This window comes from Microbacterium terrae, from assembly GCF_017831975.1.
Lineage (GTDB): Bacteria > Actinomycetota > Actinomycetes > Actinomycetales > Microbacteriaceae > Microbacterium > Microbacterium terrae.
This window is the reverse complement of record NZ_JAFDSS010000001.1, coordinates 1,118,825-1,132,980: the sequence shown is the minus strand read 5'-3', so window position 1 is coordinate 1,132,980 and position 14,156 is coordinate 1,118,825. Positions and strand designations below refer to the sequence as shown.

Genomic DNA, 14,156 nt, shown 5'->3' with positions numbered 1-14,156 from the left:
CATCACGATTGGGTAATGAGAAATCGAGGCCACTGTGCGCCGGATATCCTGGTGTCGTGACCTCCCCCACCGCGCCCGCGCCGTCCGACGCGCCGTTCGGGGAGGATCTCTCCGCCGATCTCGCACTCGCCCTGCGTCTCGCCGATGCCGCTGATGCGGCCGCGATGGCGCGCTTCGACGCCGCCGACCTCGAGGTGAGCACCAAGGCGGATGCGACGCACGTGACCGAGGCCGATCTCGCGACCGAGCGTGCTCTGCGCTCACTCCTCGAAGCCGAGCGGCCGCACGACAGCGTCTTCGGCGAGGAGTTCGGAGTTTCGGGCGAGTCGAATCGGCAGTGGATCATCGACCCGATCGACGGGACCGCGAACTACCTCAAGGGCATCCCCATGTGGACGACCCTGATCGCCCTGTCGATCGACGGCGTGCCGCGCGTCGGCGTCGCAAGCCAGCCGGCCATCGGCCGCCGCTGGTGGGCCGCCGAGGGACTCGGCGCCTGGACCAACACGCCGTCGGGCGGCAGCCGCCGGCTCGCCGTGTCGGCCGTCGACACCCTCGACGCGTCGAGCATCAGCTTCCAGAGCATCGAGCAGTGGGACATGGTCGGCCGCGTCGACGACCTGCTGCGCGTCTCGCGCGCGGTCTGGCGCGACCGCGGCTACGGCGACGCCTGGCCGTACATGCTCCTCGCCGAAGGTCGTCTCGAGTTCGTGGCGGAGTTCGGCGTCAAGGAGTACGACATCGCCGCCCTCGTCCCGATCGTGCGCGAGGCGGGCGGTCGGTTCACCGACATCGACGGGGTCGACACGATCTCGACGCGCTCGTCGCTCGCGACCAACGGCATCCTCCACGACGACTACCTCGCGCTCCTGCGCACCGACTGATCCCCCGCCCTGCACTTCCCTCCCCCCACCCGGAAGACCGCTATGAACCGTCCCCTCACCCGCATCGGCGCAGCACTCCTCCTCGCCGGCACCGTCGCACTCGTGAGCGCGTGCTCCTCGCCCGCCCCCGAGACCGAGTCGACCCCGACGACCGCTCCCACCGTCGACACACCCGCCGCGGAGCCGACGGCGGAGCCGACCGGCGAACCGGCGGCGAACGCCGATCCGACGTGCGAGACGATCATCAGCGACGCGGCCGTCGCCAACTTCGACGACATCGGCTGGACCGCGCAGGCCGACGTGTTCCGCATCGGCGCCACCGAGGTCGACGGCGGCGTCATGTGCAAGTGGGGCGACCTCGAGGTCGCGAGCGACCACGTGCAGCAGTTCGGCTGGGCTCCCATCGACGAGACCGCCGCGGCAGCCGCGCAGGACGAACTCGCCGCGAACGGCTGGCGCGCCGAGGAGAGCCCCGAGGGGCTCATCGTCACCGAGAGCACCGACACCGCGATCGCTCCCGACGAGGACGGGTACGGCTGGACGTATCTCTTCGGCGACGGCTGGGTGAAGTTCGCCGACACGAAGCAGAGCCTGCTGCTCATCGAGTGGCCCAAGGCCTGACCGCCGGGCTACCCTGCCTGCCATGGACGCATCCGTGCGCGCGTGGCTCATCGATTCCGACCCGGCGATCCGGTGGCAGGTCGAGCGCGATCTGCTCGGAGACCCTGCGGAGGTCTGGCAGGCGACGCGCGCCCGCGTCGCCGTCGAGGGATTCGGGGCGAAGCTGCTGGCAGCACAGGATGCCGACGGCCAATGGGCCGGTGGCTCGTTCTTCCCCGCCGGCTTCTTCGGCAGCCCGGAGGCCGAGCAACCCGGCCAGCCGTGGGTGGCCACGACCTGGGCGCTGAAGGATCTGCGCGAGTGGGGTCTCGACGTATCCGTCCTCTCCGGCACCGCCGAGAAGCTCGCCGCGAACAGCCGATGGGACTACGACGATCTTCCGTACTGGGGCGGCGAAGTCGACGTGTGCATCAACTCGTACACCCTCGCGGCCGGTGCCTGGCTCGGTGCCGACGTCTCGGAGCTCGCCTCGTGGTTCCCGGCCCATCGCCTTGCCGACGGCGGTTGGAACTGCGAGGCCGAGGAGGGAGATTCGGTGCGTTCGTCGTTCCATTCCACGCTCAATGCCGTACGCGGCATGCTCGCCTACGAGAAGCTCACCGGTGACACGTCGCTGCGCGATGCCCGTCACGGCGGCGAGGAGTATCTGCTGTCGCGGCGTCTGATGTTCCGGGCGTCGAACGGTGAGCAGGTCGGCGACTTCGTCACGCGGTTCGTCTACCCGAACCGGCATCGATACAGTGCGCTCACGGCGCTCGACCACTTCCGCGACGTCGCCCTCCACGAGGGCTCGCAGCCCGACCCGCGTCTCGCCGACGCGTTCGATGCTGTGCGCGCCGCGCGGCAGCCGGACGGCACCTGGCTGCAGACCGCTCCGCTCGCCGGCCGCACCTGGTTCGACGTCGACGTGGCCGAGGGCGAGCCGTCTCGCTGGCTCACGCTCATCGGCACCCGCGTTCTGGAGTGGGGCCGGACCGCGTAGGCTCGATCGCTGTGGCAGCAGGAGCGACTATCCACACCTTCACGGTGAATCTGGCCGACGTCGACCGCGGAGTCTACGAGGAGCTGACGCTCCGCGTGGCGCGTCATCCGTCCGAGACCGACGCGTTCATGCTGACGCGAGTGCTGGCCTACTGCCTCGAGTACGAAGAAGGCATCGCGTTCAGCGAGGGCATCTCGGCGACGGATGAGCCGGCCGTGCTGGTGCGCGATCTCACGGGGTCCCTCCAGGCCTGGATCGAGGTGGGGGCGCCGGATGCCGCGCGCCTGCACTCCGGGAGCATGCAGGCGGCACGCACCGCCGTCTACACACACCGCGACCCGGCGAAGGTCGTCGCCCCCTGGCAGGGCAAGCGCATTCATCGGGCCGAGAACATCCCGGTGCGCAGCTTCGACGCCGGCTTCGTCGACCGCGGCGCCGCCTCGATCGAGCGCCGCAACGATATGACGCTGTCCGTCACCGAGCAGCGGCTCTACCTCGACATCAACGGCACCTCCCTCGAATCCGCGCTTCACGAGCGTGCGGCGGTCTGATCCCATGGAGACCTTCGACACGATCGTGGTGGGCGCCGGAGTCTCGGGGCTCACCGCCGCGCGCCTGCTCGCGGGCGCCGGAAGGCGCGTCGTGGTGCTCGAGGCCCGCGATCGCGTCGGCGGCCGCGTGTCGACCGACCGCCGGTTCGGTCTGACCACCGACCTCGGCGCATCGTGGATCCACGGGATCACCGACAACCCCGTCGCTGCAGCGGCCGAGGCGCTCGGCATGCCGACCGTCGAGTTCACCGTCGGCGGGTATCAGCCCGACAGCAGGCCGATCGCCTACTACGGACCCGACGGCGTGCGTCTCAGCGACGTTGAGGCTCAGGGCTTCATCGACGACATCCACACTGTCGATGCGGCGCTGCTCCCAATCATCGCGGAGTCCGCAGCATCCGACTCGTACCGCGACGTGACCGAGGCCGCCCTCGCCGCCCAAGGGTGGGACGACGAGCGCGCCGAACGCGTGCGCGAGTATCTCGAGCACCGGTCGGAGGAGCAGTACGGCGCCTGGATCGACGATCTCGCGGCGCACGGGCTCGACGACGACGTGATCGACGGCGACGAGGTGGTCTTCCCCGACGGGTACGACCGGCTTCCTCGGCGTCTCGCGGGCGGACTCGACGTCCGTCTCATCCACATCGTCTCGCAGGTGCGCTGGTCGCACGACGGCGTCACGGTCGTGACCGACCACGGCACCTTCACCGCGGCCGACGCCGTCGTCACGGTTCCCGTCGGCGTGTTGCAGTCCGACGACTTCGTCATCGATCCCCCAGTCCCCGAACCTGTGGCCGGTGCGCTGAGCAGGCTCACGATGAACGCTTTCGAGAAGGTGTTCCTGCGGTTCGGCACGAAGTTCTGGGACGACGGCGTCTACGCGATCCGCCAGCAGGGCGAGGAGGGGCGGTGGTGGCACTCCTGGTACGACCTCACCACCCTGCACGAGGCGCCGACGCTGCTGACGTTCGCGGCGGGCCCGGCTGCCGAGGCGACGCGAGACTGGAGCGAGGACGAGATCGTCGACTCGATCCTCGTGCAGCTGCGCCGCCTCTACGGCGACAGGGTGCAGCGCCCGACCCGGGTGCACGTGACCGACTGGCAGGACGACCCGCTCTCGCACGGTTCGTACGCCTACATGGTGCCCGGTTCATCGACCGCCGACCACGACACCCTCGCGACCCCGATCGGCGGCGTGCTCCATCTCGCCGGAGAGGCCACCTGGACCGACGATCCGGCGACCGTCACCGCCGCGATGTGCTCCGGCCATCGCGCCGCGTGCCGCATCGTGGGACGCGATCTGCCGATCGAGGGTGCGTGGGCGGGGCTCTGACGTGAGTTCGTGGCGAGCGGTCGGATTCGATCTCGACGACACGCTGTTCGATCACACCGGTGCCGCGACGGCCGCCGTGCGCGACTTCACGAAGAGCTTGGGCTTCGAAGCGACACCCGAGCGCGTGACGACGTGGTTCGAGCTTGAATCGGAGCATTTCGAGCGTTGGCGAGCCGGTCGGATCTCCTTTGCGCACCAGCGCCGACTTCGTCTCCGTGGCTACCTCCGATCTCTCGGGACGGATGCGCCGATCGCCGAGGGGGTCGCCCACCGCGGCGCCGAACCGGTGACGCTTGAGGCCGCGCTGGGTGAAGCCACGCTCGGCACGCGGTAGCGCACCAGCGAACCAGGGAGCGCGACGCTCACTGCTCGCTTTCGAGGGCCCGCTGCCGCGGCATCCCGGTCGGCTCGAGCGCCTCGATCAGAAGGGCGCTGGCTCCCGTGACGGCCGGAACATCGGCACCCGCCGCTCCGGCTCGACGACGTAACGTCGCCCATGGGGCGAGGTCCACTCGATCGCACCAGCGCCATCGACCTGCTTCACCGTCCACCCGCCATGATGTTTGACGGTGTGATGCCCCTTGCACAGGGGTGCGAGGTTATCGAGCGAGGTCTCACCGCCGTGCTCCCACGCGATCGTGTGGTCGAGTTCGCAGCGCGCCGCCGGAATGCCGCACCCGGGTGCCATACATCGATCTGCCCGCCACTTTGCGAGTCGCCTCATGGCCGGCGGCGGTGCGTACTGCGTGCGACCCACGGAGAGCACCACGCCCGTCTCCGGATGGGTGAGCACACGCATCCACCCATCCGCGCCCGCACACAGGTCACGAGCCACATCGATCGGGATGGGACCGAGCCCTTCCACCCACGCGGACGACAGGGCTCGCCGGGCACCTCCGGACGTCGAGTCGCCGATGCGCCGATCGCTCTCGATGCGATCACCTGCTTCCGCGGCGCCCGCACGGTCTGCGCCGACAGTACGCGCGACGACGCCATCGGCACGCGCGACGCCAGCAGCAGATTCTGCGCCGCCGTCCGCGCGTGTGCGTTCGCCCGCTTCTGCGTCGAGCAGCGCGAGCACAGGCACCGTGACCGAGACTGTCGCGCGGATTCCGCGCGCGCCGTCGGGATGGATCGCGGTGTCGCCTTCAACGAGCAGATCGCACAGGATGTCGGCACGAATCTGGTCGAGTGTGCGCGTCTCGGCGGGATCAGCTGCGAACACCTTCGCCATCGCCGTCAGCCGCGCACTGCTCGCCTGCGCCTCGACCGCGGGCACGAGCGCGTGGAGCCATGCCATTCCCTCCTCAGGCTGGTCGACGACGACACGCCTCCTCGTGATGGCCGACGCGAATCGCTCGGCAAGCGTTGCCTCGGACTCCGCCTCGATCAGCTTGCGAAGAGCGCGACGGAACGAGCCGAGCGGGAGCTTCTCGGCCAAGCACACAGCGACGGGCAGCAGCTCGTCGCGTAATCTCTCCTCCCGCTGTTCGAATGCATCGACGATCGCTTCCGCGTGGCGGTCCGTCATTCGGGCACCCCAGAGAGACTCGAGCGCGATGCGGTAGCGACCGACCAGTGCCTCCGCGAGGTGCAGCAGGCGGGCGGCGGTGGATTCCGTCAGCCGCAGCGCCGCAGCCAGTTCGAGCCGCACCGAGCGCTCGACGATCTCCACACATGCTCCGCCGTAGCGCGCGGCATCCGCGACCGCAGAGCGGCGCATCGCGTCGATGCGCACGAACCGCTCGGCTGCGAACACGGCCATCATGTCGGCGACTTCCGTCACAAGACTCAGGTCATCGAGTGGTTCGAAGGCTTCACCGGTGCCCCAGTCGTCGTTACCCGAATGCCGCGACTCGCTCGACGACGTCACGTCGTCGGGGAGGTCTGACGGATCGAGGAACATACGGAAAGACTAGAACATACCTCCGACACTCGGCGCTTCGCGCCGACCGAGAGAGGATCGGCTCGCGAACATCGTCTTGTCACGCACCGCATCCATCACCCGCGTCACCACAGACTGCGATGTCGGAGCGCACGGGTCAGCGCGCAGATCCGACCCGCGTCTCCGGCTCGAGGGCCGAATTTCTGAACATGTTCAGAACAAGCGTAGACTCAAGCCCATGAACACCCCAGCCCCTCCAGTGGCCGTCATCGCGGGCGCGAGCGGATTCGTCGGGCAGGCGGTCTCGGCGGCGTTCGAGTCCGACGGGTACGAGATCCGCCGTATCGGTCGCAACGCCCCGATCGGGTGGGACGACCCCGAAGCCCTCCGTCAGGCGGTCGACGGCGCCGACGTACTGCTCAACTTCGCCGGAGTCTCGGTGAATCGCCGCTACACCGACCGCAACCGCGACGAGATCCTCTCCTCTCGCATCGACACCACTCGGGCCCTGCACGACGCCGTCGCCGCTGCCGCGCGACCCCCGCGCGTGTGGATGAACGCCTCGACCGCGACGATCTACCGCCACACGACCGACCGGCCCAACACCGAGGCGACCGGAGTCGTCGGCGACGGGTTCTCGGTCGACGTCGCCACGTCGTGGGAGCGCGAGCTCTTCGCGGGCGCACTCCCGCATACCCGGCGGGTCGCGCTGCGGATGGCGATCGTGCTCGGAGACGGCCCGGCGACCAGGATGCTGTTCGCCCTCGCCCGCGTTGGCCTCGGCGGCACGCAGTTCGACGGCTGGTGCCCGCCGCACCGTCGCTACCGCGGGATCGGCACGCACCCGACCGGCGCACTCCGCGCGACCGGCCATCGGACGCACGGTCGGCAGAGGTTCAGCTGGGTGCACATCGACGACGTGGTCGGTGCGATCCGCTTCATCCGCGACGATGAACGTCTGAGCGGTGCCGTCAACATCGCCGCGCCTCATCCGACCGACAACCGCACGCTCATGCGCACCCTGCGACAGGCGGTCGGGATGCCGTTCGGACTGCCGGTGGCCCGCTGGATGCTCGAGCCGGCGATGTGGGCGCTGCGCACCGAGCCCGAGCTGGTGCTCAAGAGTCGCTGGGTGCTTCCCGGTGCTCTGGCCGATGCCGGCTACCTGTTCACCCACCCGCACCTGGAACCCGCGCTCCGCAACGTGCGCGACAGCATCCGTCAGAAGCCGCGCTGCTCCGCGCAGGCCACGCACCTCGACGCCGTCGGTCGCGCCGCCAGTCGCGCCGGCGGAATCCTCTCGCCGCAGTCCACGCACGTGCCGTAAGTGCCAGCCGCGACCCGCGCGAGCGCGGCGTCGACCGATGCCTGCTCCCCCTCGGCGTCGCTGCGCAGACCCGCCACCCGCGACCACTCGCTCGAGAGGGTCACGCCCTCGGGGTCGTGCTCGTCGTCTGCCGAATCCGCCGCCCGCTCCGCCCGCAGCTGCGCGAGCGCGTCATCGAGACCGGCGATCCGGGCGGCGAGCCGCTCGGACAGCTCCGCAAGCGCGCGAGGAACTTCCACGATCCCCGAGCGTAGGCCCGCCATCCGACACACGCACGCGAGAGCGCCGAGCACACGGCCGCCGCCACCCGGTGCGTGCGACGACCCCGGAACGTGGACGGGGCGCAGGATCAGTGCGGGATCAGCGCGGTGAGCTCCGCCCGCGACCCGATCCCGAGCTTCGTGTAGACCTTTCGCAGGTGGTACTCCACCGTCTTCGGACTGAGGAACAGAGCGGCAGCGGCTTCGCGTGTGGTCCGCCCGTCGGCGAGGAGGATGCTGACCTGCAGCTCCTGCGGAGTGAGCATCGACAGCGGATCCGCCGTCCTCGACCTCACGTGCTCTCCCGTCGCGGTCAGCTCGACCGCCGCGTGATCCGCCCACACCGTCGCGCCGAGAACAGAGAACACGTCCATCGCCGCACGCAGCTGTTCGCGTGCATCCACCCTCCGCCCGACGCGGCGCAGCCGCTCTCCGTAGGAGAGGCGTGTGCGGGCGGTCTCGAAGCGATCGGGGGTGTCGCGATGCAGCTCGAGCGCCGCGTCGAACCAGCCGTCGAAAGCGTCGTCCGCCGCCGCGATGCCGGCCGCGCGCGCGGCGCGCGCACGCGCCCACGGCTGCCCCTTCGCGTCGGCGCGCGGGACGAAGGATGCCGCGGCTGCGGCTGCTTCATCATGCCGCCCAGTCCTCATGAGGGCGTCGGCGACCTCAGGCGTGGGATCGAGGTCGACGTCGTCGAGTCCGAGCCGCTCCAGGAGCGCCAGGAGGTCGACGAAGCGCGCGAGCGCGCTCTCGGTGCGCCCGAGCGCCAGATCCAGGTCGCCCAGCGCGTGCCCGACCCAGATCTCGCCGATACGGATGTCGCGGCCACGACACAGCTCGAGCGCTCGAGCCGCGTGCGAGCGACACGACTCCTCTCGACCGGCCCGAGACTCCAGCCACGCGAGTCCGGCGAGCGACATCGCGAGTTCGGTGGTCTGCCCCGTCTCGGCGGCGAGCCGGATCGACTCGCCGTAATCGGCCTCGGCTCGAGCCCAGGAGTCGCCCGTCGTCGACTCGTCGCGGGCGACGTGGAAGAGCACGGCGGGGAGGGCGCCGATCCCGGCCTCGTCGCGGACTTCGGCGACGAGCTCCCGCAGCCTCGCGCCGCCACCCGTCTCGCGGAGGAACAGCGGCACGAGCAGGAGCCAGGACAGCCGTCGCGGATCACGGTGGAATCGTGCATCCTCCAGCAGCGGCGCGGCCGCGCGGATCTCGTCCGTTCCCCCGCGGCCGGCGAGCACACCAGCCATGCCGGTCGCCATCAGGCCGAGTGCACGGGCACGCGGGTCGACGAGGAGGGGCTGAATCGTCGCGAGGCGATCGGCGAGGCCCAGCGCCGTGCGCGCGTCGCCGAGGTAGAACCCGGCATGCACCGCGTCGGCCAGCGCGATCGCGGCGTCGTCGACGCGGCCGGCAGCAGACAGGGCGTCGGCGGCGATGAGGAGCTCGTCGCGCGCGGCGAGCACCGAGCCCGATCGCGCGGCGATGGATGCGCGAAGTTCGACTCCGCGCAGGTCCACCGCGCCGTCGCCGCCGGCAGGGTCGGCCTCATCGAGCAGGGCGGTCGCCTCCTCGCCGCGCCCGGCGAGCCAGGCGCAGTCGGCCGACCGGATCAGCCGCTCCTGCCGCTGCGCGTCGTCGGGGCTCCTCCGCGCGGCTCGCTCGAACGCCGCGGACGCCGTCGCGTACGCAGCGCGCGCGACGGCCCGCTCCCCCGCCTCGACGAGAAGGTCCGCAACGGACGCGTCCGGGCCCCACTCCGCCTCCGACAGGTGCCACGCGCGGCGATCGACGTCGCCCGCAGGAAGCACTGCGGCAGCCGCGCGGTGGGCGGCCCGACGCCTCGGCATGGGAGCCGCGGAGTACGCCGCGGCCCGCATGAGCGGATGCCCGAACTCGACGGTGCCACCGTGAACCGTCACCAGCCCGACCGTCTCCGCGGCAGCGAGACGGCCCGGGTCGAGTCCGAGCTCGTGGCACGCCCGTGCCACGATGCCGAGGTCGCGCCCGCAGACCGCTGCCACGAGCAGCACATCGCGCGCCGGATCGTCGAGCAGCGCGATGCGCCGGCCGAACGCATCCGCGAGCGTCCGCGGCAGGTGCAGGGGCAGTCCGTCATCGACCGCCCCCGGCACCGCACCCGTTCCAGAGAGCTCGATCATCGCGAGAGGATTGCCGCCCGTCGCCCGGTGGAGGGCCGCGACGCCGTCGCCGATCACGCCACTGCCCGCGAGCAGCTCGCGGGCAGACTCCAGGTCGAGCCCGCCGAGCGCGAGCCCGGGCAGCCCCTCGACGCTCCGGTCGCCTTCGGGGCTGCGCACCCCGAGCAGCACGATCACCGCGTCGGCAGAGAGTCGCCGCGCCGCGAACACCAGGGCGCTCACCGACGGCGCATCCGCGAACTGCAGATCGTCGACCACGACCGCCACTGCCCCGCCCTCGGCGTATCGGCAGATCAGGCTGAGCACACCGGCACCGATCGCGAACCTGTCGGTCTGCGCAGTGTGGACGGCGGGCGCGGTCACCTCGTTCGGCACCGTCGGCGCAGCCGACTCGCCACGACCGCGCAGCGCCAGCGCGGTCGCCAGCGCAGCCGCCTGCGCGGGTGGGATCGCGTCGATCTCGGCGAGCGCGGGGCGCAGCAGCTGCGACAGCATCGCGAACGGGATCTCGCTCTCGGCCTCCGCACCCCGCGCGCGGAGGATGCGCATGTCGACGAACGACGAGACAGCCTGCTCGAGCAGGGCGCTCTTGCCGACCCCCGCCTCACCGGTGACCGCGAGCACGCCGCTCGCCCCCAGGCGAGCGGCCGCCGCGAGCCGTCCGATCGCCTGCTGCTCGGCCTGGCGCCCCACCAGCATGCCCCGAGTCTAGAACCGGCGCCGAGACCAGGGGGGTCCCCGGACGCGACGGCATCCGTCCCCTTCCTAACGTCGAAGCATCACCGACGAAGGAGCACACGATGTCTCTCGCAACCGATCCCACCCCCGCCACCGATCCTGCACCTCTCGCGATCGACACGGACAAGCTGATGAGCTTCGTCTTCCGCGCCGTCGACGAGGTCGGGGCGACGCTCAACGCCGCGCTGGTCGTGCTCGGCGACAAGCTCGGCTATTACCGCGACCTCGCGGCGCACGGACCGACGACACCCGCTCAGCTGGCCGAACGCACGCAGACGGCCGAGCCGTACGCGCGCGAATGGCTGAACGCCCAGGCCGCGGGCGGCTACGTCACCTACGACACGACGACGCGGCGCTACACGCTCCCCGCGGAGTACGCGCTGGCGATGACGGATGCCGACAGCCCGGCGTTCCTGCCCGGATTCTTCCAGATCGCTCTCGGCACCGTGCACGACACCGACCACATCGTCGAAGCGGCGCGCAGTGGAGCGGGCTTCGGCTGGCACCAGCACGACACCGACGTGCACATCGGGTGCGAGCGGTTCTTCCGGCCGAGCTACAACGCGAACCTCGTCGCCTCATGGATTCCGGCGCTCGACGGCGTGCAGGAGAAGCTCGAACGCGGCGCACTCGTCGCCGACGTCGGCTGCGGCCACGGGGCATCCACCATCCTCCTCGCGCAGGCCTTCCCGAACTCCCGCTTCGTCGGCTCCGACTACCACGCCGCCTCGATCGAGACGGCGCGCGCCCGCGCCGCGGAGGCGGGAGTCGCCGACCGGGTCACGTTCGAGAACGCATCGGCGCAGGAGTTCGCCGGACACGGCTACGACCTCGTCGCGATGTTCGACTCGCTCCACGACATGGGGGATCCGGTCGGCGCGGCCCGGCGCGTGCGCGAAGCCATCGCCGATGACGGCACCTGGATGATCGTCGAGCCGATGGCCGGCGACCACGTCGAAGACAACCTCAACCCGGTCGGGCGCGCCTACTACGGCTTCTCGACGCTCCTGTGCACGCCCGCCTCGCTGTCGCAGGACGTGGGGCTCGCGCTCGGAACCCAGGCCGGGCCCGCGCGGATCCGCGACGTCACCGCCGCCGGCGGGTTCACCCGGTTCCGCAGCGTCGCCGAGACGCCGTTCAACCGCGTCCTCGAAGCGCGGCCCTGAAGGCAGCGCCACCGGCACCTGCACCTGACAGCACGCGCGGAGGAGAGGACACTGGGGCCATGGCAGCGATGTCACGGAGTCGCACCTGGGTCAGGGCGCAGAGCCGGCCGAGGCGCGCACTGTTCCTCTCCTCCCCGATCGGCCTGGGCCACGCCCGTCGAGACGTCGCCATCGCGCAGGAGCTGCGGGCCCTGCATCCCGACCTGCAGATCGACTGGCTGGCGCAGCATCCGGTCACGCGGGTGCTGACGGATGCCGGTGAGGCCGTGCATCCGGCATCCTCGTCTCTGGCGAACGAATCGGCCCACATCGAAGACGAAGCGGCCGATCACGACCTGCACGCCTTCCAGGCGATCAGGCGCATGGACGAGATCCTCGTGCACAACTTCCTCGTGTTCAACGACGTGGTGGACGACACGTACTACGACCTCGTCATCGGCGACGAAGCGTGGGACGTCGACTACTTCCTCCATGAGAACCCCGAGCTCAAGCGATTCGCATTCGCCTGGCTCACCGACTTCGTCGGCTGGTTGCCCATGCCCGCCGGCGGGGAGGCGGAGGCCGAGCTCACCGCCGACTACAACGCCGAGATGCTCGATCAGCGCGCGCGGTACCGGCGCCTGCGGGATGCGTCGATCTTCGTGGGAAGCCCCGACGACGTCGTCGATGCGTCGTTCGGCGTCGGGCTCCCCGACATCCGCGAGTGGACCGTCGCCAACTACGAATTCGCGGGATACGTCACCGGCTTCACCCCGCCGACCGACGAAGAGCGGCTCGCCGCGCGGGAGCGCCTCGGCTATCGACCCGACGACATCCTCTGCGTCGTCACCGTCGGCGGTTCCGGCGTCGGCGCCGCACTGCTCCGCCGGGTGATGGGCGCGATCCCGGCCGCACGACGACGTCTCCCCGAGCTGCGATTCCTCGTCGTCACCGGTCCGCGGATCGATCCGTCGACCCTCCCCCGCCGCGCCGGCACGAAGGTGCGCGGCTTCGTGCCCGACCTCTACCGCACCCTCGCCGCGTGCGACGTGGCGATCGCGCAGGGTGGGCTCACCACGTGCATGGAGCTCACCGCCGCACGCCGCCCGTTCCTCTACGTGCCTCTCGAGAATCACTTCGAGCAGAACTTCCACGTGAGGCATCGCCTCGAGCGCTACGGCGCCGGCCGCCGCATCCGCTACGAGGAGCTGCGCGATCCCGAGGCGCTCGCAGCCGCACTCGTGGCCGAGGTCGCGCGCGAGATCGACTACCGGCCGGTGGAGACCGACGGCGCGGCCCGCGCCGCCGCGATGCTCGCGGAGCTGATCTGATGCGCGCACTCGAACCGACCGTGAGCGGGTTCGTCAGCCGTGACGGGCTCGACGTGCACTACGAGGTGTACGGCGACGGCGAGCCGACGATCTACCTGCTCATGCCCGACGTCATCATCCACAGTCGCGCCTGGAAGGCGCAGATCCCGTTCCTCGCTCGACACTTCCGCGTCGTCGTGAGCGACCCGCGCGGCAACGGCCTCAGTGCGAAGCCGAGCGTGCCCGAGCAGATGGCCGATCGCGACCTGCTCGACGACGAGTGGGCGGTGCTGGATGCCGTCGAGGCTGACCGTGCCGTCATCGCCGGGGTCTGCACCGGCGCCGGACACGCCCTGCTGATGGCCGCGGAGCGCCCGGACCGTGTGCTCGGCGTGTGCGCGATCAATCCGGGGATGCTCCTCACCGACCCGCTCCCCCACCGCATCGCTTTCGACTTCGACGAGGTCCGCGACGAGTACGAGGGATGGCAGAAGCAGAACCGCCATCACTGGTCGGCCGACTGGCCCGACTTCTCGCGCTTCTTCTGGGGCCAGATGTTCCCCGAGCCGCACTCGACCAAGCAGCGCGAGGACTGCTTCGAGTGGTCGCTCGGCGCCGGTGCCGAGATGATGCTGCTCGAGCACGATTCGCCGCCGTACCTGCTGAACGCTCCCGACACGGCGCGTGAGGTGCTCGCCGCCGTGCGATGCCCGGTACTCGTCATCAACGGCTCACTCGACCGGTGTCAGAACCCGGCGCGCAGCGCCATCGTCGCCGACCTCACCGGCGGCGAGCTCGTCGTGATCGAGGGTGCAGGACACCTGCCGCAGGCCCGTGATCCGGTGAAGGTCAATCTGCTGATGCGGGACTTCGTCCGGCGCGTCGGCGATGTCAGGATGTAGCCGCGCTGCGCATATACAGGTGACAGGGTCGATCGACCCACCGGTGCACGCGGAAG

The 14,156-nt window shown here is 70.5% G+C and carries 13 protein-coding genes; 10 read left to right on the top strand and 3 right to left on the bottom strand.

Translation table 11 applies throughout. The features are described 5' to 3' along the window. Positions 1-56 precede the first annotated feature (56 nt). The 6 genes from JOD63_RS05200 to JOD63_RS05175 are packed head-to-tail and all read left to right on the top strand — an operon-like array spanning position 57 to position 4,705. Positions 57-884, top strand: coding sequence for an inositol monophosphatase family protein (locus JOD63_RS05200; protein WP_211088055.1), 828 nt, complete (start codon positions 57-59; stop codon positions 882-884). Between the two features lie 42 nt (positions 885-926). Continuing rightward, on the top strand, positions 927-1,505 hold the full coding sequence (locus tag JOD63_RS05195; RefSeq protein WP_045274455.1) for a hypothetical protein: 579 nt from the start codon (positions 927-929) through the stop codon (positions 1,503-1,505). A gap of 22 nt (positions 1,506-1,527) precedes the next feature. Continuing rightward, the gene (locus tag JOD63_RS05190) at positions 1,528-2,487 is read left to right on the top strand and encodes a hypothetical protein (protein ID WP_045274454.1); all 960 of its coding nucleotides are present in this window, start codon (positions 1,528-1,530) and stop codon (positions 2,485-2,487) included. 11 nt (positions 2,488-2,498) lie between these two features. After that, positions 2,499-3,038, top strand: coding sequence for a YaeQ family protein (locus JOD63_RS05185; RefSeq protein WP_045274453.1), 540 nt, complete (start codon positions 2,499-2,501; stop codon positions 3,036-3,038). A 4-nt stretch (positions 3,039-3,042) separates the two neighbouring features. Beyond that, positions 3,043-4,371 carry a flavin monoamine oxidase family protein gene (locus tag JOD63_RS05180; RefSeq protein ID WP_045274452.1) on the top strand — a complete coding sequence of 443 codons (1,329 nt, stop codon included), beginning with the start codon at positions 3,043-3,045 and terminating at the stop codon, positions 4,369-4,371. Position 4,372: 1 nt separating this feature from the next. Continuing rightward, positions 4,373-4,705 (top strand): HAD family hydrolase, encoded by a 333-nt coding sequence (locus JOD63_RS05175; RefSeq protein ID WP_052682330.1) that lies wholly within the window; start codon positions 4,373-4,375, stop codon positions 4,703-4,705. 87 nt (positions 4,706-4,792) lie between these two features. Here JOD63_RS05175 and JOD63_RS05170 read toward each other — a convergent pair whose 3' ends face one another. Then, positions 4,793-6,094 (bottom strand): HNH endonuclease signature motif containing protein, encoded by a 1,302-nt coding sequence (locus JOD63_RS05170; protein ID WP_245244286.1) that lies wholly within the window; start codon positions 6,092-6,094, stop codon positions 4,793-4,795. 400 nt (positions 6,095-6,494) lie between these two features. Between JOD63_RS05170 and JOD63_RS05165 the strand changes: the two genes are divergently transcribed. Beyond that, positions 6,495-7,583, top strand: a complete 1,089-nt coding sequence (locus JOD63_RS05165; RefSeq protein WP_084613338.1) for an epimerase — start codon at positions 6,495-6,497, stop codon at positions 7,581-7,583. Here JOD63_RS05165 and JOD63_RS05160 read toward each other — a convergent pair. Beyond that, a complete protein-coding gene (locus JOD63_RS05160) occupies positions 7,478-7,846 on the bottom strand; it encodes a TraR/DksA family transcriptional regulator (protein WP_157003924.1) in 369 nt (122 codons plus the stop codon). The two genes, JOD63_RS05165 and JOD63_RS05160, sit on opposite strands and share 106 nt — an antisense overlap. An 86-nt stretch (positions 7,847-7,932) precedes the next feature. Continuing rightward, complete coding sequence (locus JOD63_RS05155; protein ID WP_045274451.1) at positions 7,933-10,704, bottom strand: helix-turn-helix transcriptional regulator; 2,772 nt, start codon at positions 10,702-10,704, stop codon at positions 7,933-7,935. 101 nt (positions 10,705-10,805) lie between these two features. Between JOD63_RS05155 and JOD63_RS05150 the strand changes: the two genes are divergently transcribed. The 3 genes from JOD63_RS05150 to JOD63_RS05140 are packed head-to-tail and all read left to right on the top strand — an operon-like array spanning position 10,806 to position 14,100. Next, the gene (locus tag JOD63_RS05150; RefSeq protein ID WP_045274450.1) at positions 10,806-11,909 is read left to right on the top strand and encodes a class I SAM-dependent methyltransferase; all 1,104 of its coding nucleotides are present in this window, start codon (positions 10,806-10,808) and stop codon (positions 11,907-11,909) included. A gap of 59 nt (positions 11,910-11,968) precedes the next feature. After that, positions 11,969-13,219 (top strand): glycosyltransferase, encoded by a 1,251-nt coding sequence (locus tag JOD63_RS05145; protein ID WP_045274449.1) that lies wholly within the window; start codon positions 11,969-11,971, stop codon positions 13,217-13,219. Further along, positions 13,219-14,100 (top strand): alpha/beta fold hydrolase, encoded by an 882-nt coding sequence (locus tag JOD63_RS05140; protein WP_052682327.1) that lies wholly within the window; start codon positions 13,219-13,221, stop codon positions 14,098-14,100. Before JOD63_RS05145 ends, JOD63_RS05140 begins: the two co-directional genes overlap by 1 nt. Positions 14,101-14,156: the final 56 nt, after the last annotated feature.